This is a genomic window from Brevibacillus laterosporus (genome assembly GCA_007833815.1).
GTDB classification, from domain to species: Bacteria; Bacillota; Bacilli; order Brevibacillales; family Brevibacillaceae; genus Brevibacillus_B; species Brevibacillus_B laterosporus_D.
In genome coordinates this window covers 4,901,744-4,913,100 of the sequence record CP033464.1, presented here as the reverse complement: position 1 = coordinate 4,913,100, position 11,357 = coordinate 4,901,744, and the positions used below count along the sequence as shown (strand labels likewise).

The following is an 11,357-nucleotide window of genomic DNA, read 5'->3' as shown; positions in this document are numbered from 1 at the left end:
GTTGACACAGAACGGGAAGTGCTCATCAAGAGCACTCCCTTCCTATATCTGAACAAATAAGTGGGCTACAGCGGAGAGGAGTTTCATGCATGGAAACAGCTTTATTTCAAGACCATTCGCTGCATCAGGTGGACGAGCGGATTATTTTAGCGCTTGATTTTCAAACAAAAGAAGAGGTAATGAACTGCCTTGCTAGCTTAGAGAATCAGGTCCGCTATGTGAAAGTAGGCATGGAGCTTTTCTATGCAGAAGGGTCAGCAATTGTTTCTTTTTTTAAGGAACGGGGGTTGCAGGTTTTTGTCGATTTGAAAATCCATGATATTCCGAATACAGCCAAAGGTTCGATGAAAAGTTTGGCTAAGCATGGCGCTGATATGGTGAATCTACACGTAGCAGGCGGAGTAGCTATGATGGAAGCGGCACGAGAAGGATTGGAGCAAGGAACCTCTGCTGGCAGTAAATCTCCGTTGCTGATTGGAGTAACCATGCTGACAAGCAGCAGCCAGCAGATGATGAATGAACAAATCTCTATTCCTGGTAGATTGGAAGATGCGGTAGTTCACTATGCATGCTTGGCTAATCAAGCTGGGTTGGACGGTGTTGTTGCTTCTCCATTGGAAGTACCAATCATTAAACAGGCCACTAGGAACGATTTTCTAACGGTAACACCTGGTATTCGCACCGTAGGATCTGCGTTTGGAGATCAAACACGAGTCACCACACCAGCCAAAGCATTTGAACTAGGTACAGATTATATCGTTATCGGTAGGTCCATTACACAGGCAGAAGAACCGGCAAAAGCATGGGCTGACATGATTGTAAGTATTCGGGAGGGAAAATAGATGAGTACAACCATTGCAAAACGAGTAGCACAACATCTGTTAACGATTGGAGCTGTACATCTCCGTCCAGAAGAACCGTTTACTTGGACATCTGGCATTAAGTCTCCCATCTATTGTGATAATCGTATCACGATGACATACCCAGAGGTACGTAGCTATTTAGCAGATGCTTTTGTTCAGGTGATCCATGAGCGTTTCCCTGAAGTAGAAGTTATTGCTGGAACAGCGACGGCAGGAATCCCTCATGCGGCATGGATTGCTGATCGTATGGGTTTGCCAATGATCTATGTGCGCGATAAGGCAAAAGGTCACGGTCGTCAAAATCAGATCGAGGGACGTATCGCTGCTGGACAAAAAGTGGTCGTTATTGAAGACTTAATTTCCACAGGTGGAAGCTCTATTAAAGCGGCGAAGGCTGTTGAGCTGGAAGGGGCAGAGGTACTAGGGGTAGTAGCGATCTTTAGCTACCAATTTGCAGACGCGGAGCATGCTTTTGCCGAGGCGAACTATCCGTTGCACACGTTGTCGAACTATACAGCGCTATTGGAGCAAGCGAAAGATAATGGAACAATCAGTGCTGAGCAAGAAAAAGTATTGTCCCGGTGGAAAGAAAAGCCTCATAGCTTTTATACGGAGCAAGGTATCCCCTTTACGTAGACAGTAAAAAGAGCGACAGTTACACAAAAAAAGCGGGCTACCAAGCAGAATAGATATGCTTGGATAGCTCGCTTTTGCTCATTTAACCAATCTTTTATACATAAACAACATAGCAACCCGCCACGGTAAAATCATACCATAAGCAAGGACAAAGAATAAACCTGCCGTCTGCATGGGAGTGAACGTATCTCCAACCCAGATTTTAATGGCGAGTCGAATTGCCAAGAGAACAAATAAAACAGCGATAAAAGCATTGGAACGACGTAAAAAGACATGATTCCCTACTTGTTCAAAGCGGGAGGACAAAATGAGCGGTATGGAAAACAAACACCCAATAAAGAAAGCGATAAAATCATAGCTGATGGGTGTGGGCACGCCCGGATAATGAAACATCGCAAACCCTGTTGCCATAGCAACGGGTGGGATAATAATCTTACGTGTGGATACAGGTTTTTTGGCTGAACGCAACCGAACAATAATGACTGTGGTTGCCATGAACAGACCGATAAGTATACTACCTACTGTAGGAGAGATGCCAAGAAATGTATTCATCATTTTGTACGGCTCCCTTCTCGATTCACCCTAAATATTTGCTTCTTATCTAAAATCTATACTACAAAAAAAGAAGAGGTGGTGTAAATACACCCCTCCTCTCTAAGTTTTGGAATTGTGACAAAATACAAAACATGAGTGCCCTGCTTTTACCCATTCGATGGGAATAAGCAGTTATGCCATTTTAGCAGGAGGTGCTTCTGAAACTTGCCGGACATCTAGGGCATGTCGCTTGCCATAGTAGTAGGAAAGACCACCGACAACAAGAGAAGCGAAGCCCATCGCGAATAAATAAGAGTGAATGCCCATCAGATCAAGACAAAGACCAGTGCCAGCTAGTGATAGTAAGAACCAAGCACGATCTAGCATGGTTTTAAAGGAAAAGAAGCGTCCACGTGATTCAGCAGGCAATTGTTTTTGAAAGAGGGTGGCATTAAGAGGTACAACCGTCCCAAAACAGAACCCGAATAGCGTATAAGATAAAAGTAATGGAACCAAGTCGTACGACATAGCCATCCCAATTTGGGACAATGCCAACAAAAATAGGAACAGGGTGGAGGACATGACCAAATTCGTTTTTCCAAAAAAACGTTTGACCAGAACACCAGCAATAAGTGCTGTGAGTCCCTCTGTTGTATAAATCCAGCCCATCAAGCCGGGCACTTTTAGCATCTCACTGAAATTGATAACTAATAGATTGGAGCCACCTACGAAATAAGAGACAACCAATGCATTCGTAAGACCAAGACTTAGCGTCCGATCTGATTTAAGCAAGGAGAAAACCTCTCGAAAAGGCATTTTAATGACTTTACCAGCTGTTTTTAATGAGTTGATAACAGGGATATGAACAGGAAGAATGAAAAGAATAAGGACAAAATAGCAGGCGAGTGTAATGCTATACAGCGTCCATAATTGCATAAAGCCAATCAATATCCCACCGATCGCCGTTCCCCCAATTCTTGCGAGCGTGGAAGCATTTACATAAAACCCGTTGGCACGGAGTAATTCCTCAGCTGGCACAATTAATGGAATAGATGCTTGGGCAGCTGGTTGATAGAATGTGGCAGCTAATTGAATAAAAATGGACGAGGCAATCATCCAACCTACAGAATCGTAATGAATCGCAAATAACATACAAATGGGTGCTAAACAGCGAATCAAGGTGGCATAAAACAACACATGCTTTTTCGAAAAACGATCGATCCATTCGCCAGCTTTAGGGGAAAAGAACAGACTGACAAAGAGACCCACCATTAACAATAAACCTTTTAAAAAATCGGAATCAAACAAATGTTGCAAAAATTTAAGGTTTCCGATAATTCCGATCCACATGCCTGTACCAGCGATAACCTCACCTACAACCAAGCATAAGTAAGATTTATTCCGTGATAAAATAATGACCACCCCTCATCCTGAATGTGTAGGTAAAATGTTTCAGTGTTATTATTATACCAATTTTTACATAAATAGGCATATCTTATTTTTGGCTTTTTTCTTATCTATGCGAACTCGTAATTTTTCATTCATAACAAATAGAAAGGGAATAAACATCGCACACTAGAGTAGAAATCTAGGTGGAGGGGGTTTTTACATGTGTACAAGCAAAGTAGAAAAAAGGAAAAGGCATCCTTTATTAATACTTATATGCTATAGCTGCTTTGCGACCCTCACTATATTCTATGGACTGGTAGAGAGACATAGCTTACTTATTACTTTTGTTGGATTTCATTTCGTGACCTGTCTTATCATTCCAATTTTTCATGCCTGTTGGGAAGGGAACTTGGCGGTAAAGTGGAGAGAAGCATGGGGGTTGCATAGGCATCAGGAAAGAAAGCTAAAAGGAATCTGGTGGGGAATCATTTCGGGAATTCTGTTGTTTATGCTCATTTGCTTTGGCTTCCATCTATTACTGTTGTCAGGGATGTCTACAGAGTGGATGCGCCTCAAGCTGTTTTCCTGGGGATTAACTGATGGGTCCAAATGGTGGTTTGCCCTATATATGACAGTCGGCAACTCGCTTTTGGAAGAGTTGTTATGGAGAGGCTTTCTGCTAGAACGTTTGCTTTATAATATGTCCCTATCTAAGGCTATTTTACTTAGTAGTTTTTTTTATGCGTTGTATCATTTTATCATTGGTGCTACTTTATTTGGTGCTCAGATAGGATTGCTTGCTACTTTCTTGGTTTTTGTGACCGGGATGTTTTGGGGATGGTTGAGGAGAACGTATCAAAGTATCTACCCGACGTGGATCAGTCATTTATTTGCGGATTGGGCTTTAATGTATATGATGCTTCGCTATGTATTGTAAAACAGGATTCCCCTAGCCAGAAGTGAGCAAAACCACTCCTAGCTAAGGAAACTGTCTTACAATAGGTACAAGTTCTTTACAATGGTTTTTCGTCCTGTCCTTTCTTTTGCATAAGTCTATGGTTGCGTTCCAAAATAACCTCGCTACGATCACGTAGGGTGTGCTTGTGTAAGAGATAGTCATCGGCAAGGTTGCTGATGCTACCAAAAACTAATCCGCGGCTACTAGCAAGCTCCCTACACTGCTGTAGAAGGCTTTCACTGGTTAAGGGAAGATTCATGCTGTGATACGCTTTTTGCTCCATAACGACCTGCAAACGTTCCTTAAGTAGATGTTTGAAGGAATCCACGTCAATGCCTAAGTGATGAAGCTCCTCTTTGTTCGAAATCGCCAACTTGGAGGCATTGTGAAGTAATTTTGTTGCCCCGCTAAAGTTACCACGACGGTGATGATAAAGAGCGACAGCTACTTGAATAAGACATACCCATGTAGACGTACGTATTTCTGGAGGGAGTGACTTCCAGTATTCCTCTAAAATCTCGTGACATTCAAAGTAATCTCGATCCGTATGAAAATGAAGTAAAAATTCTACATAAGCAGAAGGATACATATGATTCGCTCCTGTTAATCCATGTTTTTCTCTATTATAATGGATGGACGACCCCGATGTAGAGCGGGAATACAATTCATTAGATAAAGGTGGATAAAAATGACCCAACAAGAGATAATAGATACGCTAAAAGAGAAACGGATGACGGAAATCCTTGAACTTATTTATGATGCAAAGTCAGGTGATCTAGAGGAATTGGAATTGGTGGAAAGCCTTGGACTATTGGCAGATGAAACACTAAATAAAGAAGTAATTCGTTTGTTGGAGGAGCTTGGAGTGACCATGATCTATCTAAGCGGTGATGAAGAAGACAACGACGAGGAAGATGAAGAAGTATAAGTATTAGATAAGAAGAATAATGAAGTAAAAAGCTGATAAAAAGGTTACATAAAAAAGTCACAGCCCAAGCAAGGGCTGTGACTTTTTTATATTGTACAGTAAGAAAAGCTTACTTTTGAGTCCACACTCGATTTTTATTTCGTGTAGCTGGGAATTTTTCCCCCTTTTTTAGGTCAATGATCATTGGGTCCTCTACACCAGAGCCTGTTTCTCCGATTTCGATATAGACTTGATTCTTTGGTGATTTCTCTCCCTCGCGAAAACGGCTATGTTCGCCCATGCTTACGTCACCCCTTTTTCGTGTGTTATTTATAGTATCTCCTAGTCCAAGTAGGCTCATGTACGAAAAAAAGCGATAAAAATAGACGGATGTCTCCGGTACATTAGCTGATTTTGTTTGCACTAGACAGCTGTACCAATCACAAACATCAATCTGTACATAATTTGGTAACGTATCAGACAAAGAAAGGATGATGAGTTCATGGGTTGTGGATGCAGAAGAAGAAGAAGAAGATCAAGTTGTTGTCATATGGGAGGTCATGGTGGCTTCGAAAATTGCCATACTACGAAACATTGGAGAAAAGTTTGCAAATGTGTACCTTTCCACAGAACAGTTTGTGAAGCACCAGCTTTTGATGGAGATGGAGACAGCTGCGAACACGGACATCGCCATCGACACCATCACCACTGTCATAAAAAATGCTAGTTAATTTTGGGGAAGAGAGGCGCTTTTTAGGCGCTTCTCTTGCTTTGTTCGATGTTATTGATGACAGAGATCCCCTCATGATATAGAATCCCTGTCCATCATCTACTATGCATCTGAAATATCCGTAACAGAAGCCTTGTCCAGCAAAAGCAGAAGTGATATGATATACATAAATCCTTAGGTAACATTTCTATAAAAAGTTGATTCCGATCACCATTTGTGATAGGATTTCAAATACAACCGATGTATAGCATATTCCTGCGATGTGCGTTGAGCTAATATGTTTTTAACCTTAAGTGTTTCTAGGGAGACAGAACGCTGTTACCTACTGCCAGGCCCACCTCCTGTATGGGACGCTGGGAAGGCAAACGGGCGGCTGAGTCACCCACCTGGTCTTTCAGGTTAAAAGAAACATGTATAGCAAGACGGCAGAGCGGGGCGTTCTACATACGAAACAAAAACCTGGAGCAATTGCTCCAGGTTTTTGTTGTGTAATAAGCTTTTATTCTCATTAATTTTGAGATTGCTGTTTGTTTTTGCTTTGTTGTTTGTTGTTTTGATCTTTAGATGACTTTTTCTTAGTGTTATCCTGTTGTTGCTGATTTTGATTCCCTTGTTGATTTTGCTGACCGCTGTTATCTTCAATACTTACGATCGTTAGCTGTTGCTCCAAATCGGTTTGTTGCTGCGCATCCGTTACGATCTGGTACATTTGCAAAAATGTCGCTTTTTGCCCCTCAGGGATTCCCTTAATTCGGACAACCATTTCCTGTGGCTCGCTTTGTTGCTGATTTGATTGATTTTTTCTAGAATTACCTGTTTCTTGTAAAATATCCCCACCAAGAAAATTGAAAAAATCGCTGTCGTCATCTTGGCTATGATCCTGTTGACCCTGCTGATTTTGTCCAGATTCACTCTGCTTTCCTTGTTGGTTTTGCTGTTTGTTTTTATCTGGTTCAAATAGAATACTGAACTCATTCACGTCTGTTTGTACTATCCCAATTACTTCCATGTCTTCACCCTCGTTCGCTACGATATCTACCGCTTGAGTCACATATATGGGTAGTATGAAACGGAAGCGTTATAGATATGCAATAGGTAAAGATAAGTGGAGGAGGATTGACTGTAACTTCCTAATTTACTTTAGTTCTGCTGCCGGATTGTTTTTCATCTGGGCAACTAGGGTAGCATCTGGAGTAACAAATAACGTTTTTTGTTGTTCATATGTTACATAGCCAGGTTTAGCGCCATTTGGTTTTTTTACATGGCGGATCAAGGTGTAATCGACTGGAACTTTACTACCTTGTTGAGCTTTGCTGAAATACGCAGCTAGTATGGCTGCTTCATATAAAGCTTGATCACTTACCGTGCGGGATCTGATGACCACATGAGAACCGGGGATGTCTTTGGTGTGCAACCATGTCTCAAAGCTAGCTGCCAGTTTATTAGTCAGATATTCATTTTGTTTGTTATTCTTACCGACCAGTAACGTGATGCCATCTGATGAATAGTAGGCATCAAGTGTTGGGGTAGTCTCCTTTTTCTTTTTGGAGCCGCGTTTATTGCGATTGCGCAGATAGCCTTGTTCCACCAGCTCATCACGAATCTCTTCTGCTTCTACTAAGGTAGCGTGTGCCAATTGCACAAGTATGCCATCTAGATAGATGACTTCCTGTTTAGCTAAGCTAATCTGCTCTTCAATGAATGCTAGGCTGGCCTTCGCTTTGTTATATTTTTTATAGTAAGCTTGCATGTTTTCCGACGGTGTTTTTAAAATGTCTAGCGGAATAGTGATTGTCTCAGCATTTTCACTGTACCAGTTGGTAGCAATAAGCTCCGTATCTCCCTTTTTTGCTTGATGCATATGAGAAAGGATCAGTTCACCGAAAAGGCGATAGCGTTCAGCCTCGTGTGCGTCTTCAATGGAATGACGCAACTTTTCAATTTTCTTCTCGTTTTTGTTCTTTTCATTTGTTACCAATCGCAATAAATCTTGTACCTTTTGCTTAACCACGTCTCGCATTGCTTTATGCTCATAAAAGCGTTGCAAGCATTCGCTGATTGATGGGAAAGCCTCGCTTTCTCTCTCTCCCAAATGAGTAAGAGAAGTAATGGAGAAGGCTGCTTTTTCCGCAGTGGTCTCAATCACAGGCTTGTAGCGATGAAGATTCATTTGTTGCATAAAGGTCGAGAATTCGTTCCAAAGCGCGTCACGCGTTGGTAGTGCTGTTCGTGAAACAAGCTCTCTTGCTATCAGGGGACTAAGCCCACTAAAACGATCGACCAGTTGTTTGTCCAGTTTTCCTTCGTTCCATTGGAGCGTCATTACAAAATCCTGTTCACTTGCGGTTAATGGATTCTGCTTATTTTGGGCAGGGGGAGCCACATAGGTTCGACCTGGCAATACTTGTCGATACTGGCTAATCCCATGAGAAACATGGTGAATCCCATCTAGAATCATATCAGTCTTAATGTCTAGCAAAATGATATTGCTATGGCGCCCCATGATCTCAATCACAATACGTTTTCTAGTGGTATCTCCAAGTTCATCGCGGGATTTTAGATCAATGTAGATAACCCGTTCCATTTCATCTTGTGTGATGGCTTCAATGACGCCGTTTTCACAATGCTTTCGTAACAACATACAAAACATCGGAGCTTCTTTTGGATTCGTAAATTCTTCTGAAGTCAAATGCATGCGTGGATAAGTTGGATTTGCTGATAGTAATAATTTTAAGGTACCTTGAGTTGAACGCACCTGCATAACGATATCGCTCGGATGCGGTTGATGTATACGCGTAATACGGGCTCCTACGAGCATGGATAGCTCATGGACAACCGCTCTAGTTACTAATCCGTCAAAAGCCACATTCTTCACCTCTTGCTTCCTCTACCTAGCAGTAGCTATTTCCTCAGTGTAGCATACAGGGGAGATCAACCCAAGTAGTAACAGCAATTTTGTAGCTGGAAGTCAAGTTGACACTAGGCTGTATTCTCTCCTATAATAAATTAACGATTTTATGTCTGTGGGTGGAACCAGATGATTTCTATGACAGGCTACGGCCGAAAAGAAATAGAACGTGGATCTATGCGTTTGACGGTGGAAATGCGCACGGTCAATCATCGTTTTTGTGAGATCATTGTTCGTTTGCCCAAAGTCTGGACCATGCACGAAGAACGAGTGAAAAAACGGATTGCAACGAAAGTGCGCCGTGGGCGAGTAGATGTAACCGTCTCGCTAGAAGCCGTTCGGGACGAGTCCTCTGGGGTTCAAATTGATTGGAGCACAGCGCAATACTATGTCACGGCAGCCAAACAGCTAGTGGAACGCTTTGGTCTGCCTGAAACCCTTCACGTAAAAGATCTCATGCGTATGCCTGGTGTTTTGGTAGAAGCCAGTATACCTGAGCTATCTGATGAAGAGGTGGAACAGCTATTAGATGAGGCAACAGATGCTGCATTAGCTGAACTTTATGTCATGAAGAGTACAGAAGGGAATCGCTTGCAGCTTGATCTGAAACAACGCCTCGCTTACATTAAGTCAACGACCCACACTTTGCAAGATATTGCTCCAGAAGTAAGAGAGCAGTATCGCAATCGCCTGAAAAATCGCCTTGATGAAATCATGGAAGATCCTATGCTAGATGAATCTAAAATCTTTCAAGAGGTGGCATTATTTGCTGAAAAGGCCGATATCTCCGAGGAAATTACGCGTTTGTTAAGTCATTGTGAGCAATTGTTAGAGCAAATACATAGCTCGGAGATTATTGGACGCAAAATGGACTTTCTGTTGCAAGAGATGAACAGAGAGGCTAATACCATCGCGTCAAAAGCGAATCATTTACAGATTCAGCGCTTGGCAGTTGAAGTGAAGACCGAACTGGAAAAAATGAGGGAACAAGTGCAGAACGTTGAGTGAGGAAGGGTGCCAGTCTCTATGGGGATTAAGTTGATAAATATCGGATTTGGAAATATCGTGAATGCAACTCGTATCATCTCGATTGTAAGTCCTGAATCCGCACCAATTAAACGAATTATACAAGAGGCAAGGGATCGCAACATGCTTGTGGATGCTACATACGGACGTAGAACGCGCGCTGTGATTATCACAGATAGTGATCATGTCATCTTATCAGCGGTACAACCAGAAACGGTTGCCCAACGTCTAACCAATAAAGATGACGAGTCTGATGAATAAGGTAGGAGTTGAAACAAAGATTATGGATAAGGACCACGGCCTTCTGTTAGTTTTGTCGGGGCCATCAGGAGTGGGTAAAGGAACGGTTTGTAAGGCACTTCGAGAATATATGCCGCAACTTGTCTACTCTGTATCTGCGACAACCAGACAACCACGTATGAATGAAGTGGATGGGGTAAACTATTTCTTTAAAGAAAAAGAAGAGTTTAAGCGTATGATGGAAGAAGATGACCTTCTTGAATGGGCAGAGTATGTCGGTAACTACTATGGAACGCCTAGACGTTTTGTAGAAGACACGCTCGCTACTGGTCGAGATGTCATCCTAGAAATTGAAGTGCAAGGCGCCATGCAGGTAAAAGAAAAGTTCCCACAAGGCATTTTCTTATTCTTAGCACCTCCTGATCTGGAAGAGTTACAAAACCGCATTGTTGGACGTGGAACGGAAACGGAAGAATCCATTAAGAATCGGATGGCGATGGCGCGTACTGAGATTGAGATGATGAATCAATATGATTATGTTGTCGTTAATGATGAGATCTCTCACGCTTGTGAAAAGATTAAATCCATCGTAACAGCCGAGCATTTGAAAAAAGATCGTCAGGTTCATAAATTTTTGAAATGGCTTAAGGAGGTATAATACATGTTATATCCATCTATTGATAAACTTGTAGATAAAGTAGGTAGCAAATACACATTGGTGACACTTGCATCTAAGCGTGCGCGTCAACTTCGTGAAGAAAATGATATGCAGATTGAAAAACCTTTCTCTAAAAAATTTGTAGGGCAATCTTTAGAAGAGATCATCTCTGACAGATTACCGTACGAGACTCCAGCAGTAAAATAATACAAGAAAAAACAACCTCTAGAAGATTGCTTTAAACTGTAGACAAACTCTCTTTATGTCATTGACATGATGGGGGTTTGTTTTGTTTAAAGAGGATGATGGAGTAATCGATATCGCCTAATCATCTTGGGAAGGCCCATTTATAAATGGGACAAATTTAAGACCAAAATAGGTAAAAGAGGTTACAAAAGGTTATAAAAAATATATACTCGATAGCAGAGAAAGCCAATATAACAATAAAACATGATACGATAACTGAATGAATGCAAAACACTCAACCACTTATTGAAGGTTGTTTTTT

The 11,357-nt window shown here is 41.7% G+C and carries 15 protein-coding genes and 1 other RNA gene; 10 read left to right on the top strand and 6 right to left on the bottom strand.

Going from position 1 to position 11,357, the window contains the following annotated elements:
- Positions 1–89: 89 nt before the first annotated feature.
- Both EEL30_24240 and EEL30_24235 read left to right on the top strand, forming a co-directional pair.
- On the top strand, positions 90–842 hold the full coding sequence (locus EEL30_24240) for an orotidine-5'-phosphate decarboxylase (GenBank protein ID QDX95126.1): 753 nt from the start codon (positions 90–92) through the stop codon (positions 840–842).
- Positions 843–1,499, top strand: a complete 657-nt coding sequence (locus EEL30_24235) for an orotate phosphoribosyltransferase (protein QDX95125.1) — start codon at positions 843–845, stop codon at positions 1,497–1,499.
- Positions 1,500–1,577: 78 nt separating this feature from the next.
- Here the strand turns inward: EEL30_24235 and EEL30_24230 are convergent, their stop codons facing one another.
- Both EEL30_24230 and EEL30_24225 read right to left on the bottom strand, forming a co-directional pair.
- Positions 1,578–2,051, bottom strand: a complete 474-nt coding sequence (locus EEL30_24230; protein ID QDX95875.1) for a cytochrome c biogenesis protein CcdC — start codon at positions 2,049–2,051, stop codon at positions 1,578–1,580.
- Positions 2,052–2,225: 174 nt separating this feature from the next.
- The gene (locus EEL30_24225) at positions 2,226–3,446 is read right to left on the bottom strand and encodes an MFS transporter (protein QDX95874.1); all 1,221 of its coding nucleotides are present in this window, start codon (positions 3,444–3,446) and stop codon (positions 2,226–2,228) included.
- 196 nt (positions 3,447–3,642) lie between these two features.
- Here EEL30_24225 and EEL30_24220 point away from each other — a divergent pair, with 196 nt between their 5' ends.
- A complete protein-coding gene (locus EEL30_24220) occupies positions 3,643–4,359 on the top strand; it encodes a CPBP family intramembrane metalloprotease (GenBank protein ID QDX95124.1) in 717 nt (238 codons plus the stop codon).
- A gap of 76 nt (positions 4,360–4,435) precedes the next feature.
- On the opposite strand, the gene EEL30_24215 is transcribed toward EEL30_24220, so the two are convergent.
- A complete protein-coding gene (locus tag EEL30_24215) occupies positions 4,436–4,969 on the bottom strand; it encodes a DUF309 domain-containing protein (protein ID QDX95123.1) in 534 nt (177 codons plus the stop codon).
- Between the two features lie 99 nt (positions 4,970–5,068).
- Here EEL30_24215 and EEL30_24210 point away from each other — a divergent pair, with 99 nt between their 5' ends.
- Positions 5,069–5,308, top strand: coding sequence for a hypothetical protein (locus tag EEL30_24210; protein ID QDX95122.1), 240 nt, complete (start codon positions 5,069–5,071; stop codon positions 5,306–5,308).
- Between the two features lie 109 nt (positions 5,309–5,417).
- Here the strand turns inward: EEL30_24210 and EEL30_24205 are convergent, their stop codons facing one another.
- Positions 5,418–5,588, bottom strand: coding sequence for a YjzC family protein (locus EEL30_24205; protein ID QDX95121.1), 171 nt, complete (start codon positions 5,586–5,588; stop codon positions 5,418–5,420).
- A gap of 190 nt (positions 5,589–5,778) precedes the next feature.
- On the opposite strand from EEL30_24205, the gene EEL30_24200 reads away from it, so the two are divergent.
- Positions 5,779–6,018 carry a hypothetical protein gene (locus EEL30_24200; protein ID QDX95120.1) on the top strand — a complete coding sequence of 80 codons (240 nt, stop codon included), beginning with the start codon at positions 5,779–5,781 and terminating at the stop codon, positions 6,016–6,018.
- 248 nt (positions 6,019–6,266) lie between these two features.
- A non-coding RNA gene (gene ssrS, locus EEL30_24195) (6S RNA) lies at positions 6,267–6,458 on the top strand.
- Positions 6,459–6,525: 67 nt separating this feature from the next.
- Here ssrS and EEL30_24190 read toward each other — a convergent pair.
- Both EEL30_24190 and EEL30_24185 read right to left on the bottom strand, forming a co-directional pair.
- On the bottom strand, positions 6,526–7,026 hold the full coding sequence (locus EEL30_24190) for a hypothetical protein (GenBank protein ID QDX95119.1): 501 nt from the start codon (positions 7,024–7,026) through the stop codon (positions 6,526–6,528).
- 126 nt (positions 7,027–7,152) lie between these two features.
- On the bottom strand, positions 7,153–8,883 hold the full coding sequence (locus tag EEL30_24185) for a fibronectin/fibrinogen-binding protein (GenBank protein ID QDX95118.1): 1,731 nt from the start codon (positions 8,881–8,883) through the stop codon (positions 7,153–7,155).
- A gap of 171 nt (positions 8,884–9,054) precedes the next feature.
- Between EEL30_24185 and EEL30_24180 the strand changes: the two genes are divergently transcribed.
- From EEL30_24180 to EEL30_24165, 4 genes are read left to right on the top strand one after another with little or no spacing between them, the layout of a single operon-like run.
- Positions 9,055–9,933 carry a YicC family protein gene (locus EEL30_24180; protein ID QDX95117.1) on the top strand — a complete coding sequence of 293 codons (879 nt, stop codon included), beginning with the start codon at positions 9,055–9,057 and terminating at the stop codon, positions 9,931–9,933.
- 18 nt (positions 9,934–9,951) lie between these two features.
- Entirely contained in the window at positions 9,952–10,212 is a 261-nt protein-coding gene (locus EEL30_24175) for a DUF370 domain-containing protein (protein ID QDX95116.1), read from the top strand.
- A 22-nt stretch (positions 10,213–10,234) separates the two neighbouring features.
- Positions 10,235–10,849 (top strand): guanylate kinase, encoded by a 615-nt coding sequence (locus EEL30_24170; GenBank protein ID QDX95873.1) that lies wholly within the window; start codon positions 10,235–10,237, stop codon positions 10,847–10,849.
- A gap of 3 nt (positions 10,850–10,852) precedes the next feature.
- Positions 10,853–11,056 (top strand): DNA-directed RNA polymerase subunit omega, encoded by a 204-nt coding sequence (locus tag EEL30_24165; GenBank protein ID QDX95115.1) that lies wholly within the window; start codon positions 10,853–10,855, stop codon positions 11,054–11,056.
- The last annotated feature ends 301 nt before the right edge of the window (positions 11,057–11,357 follow it).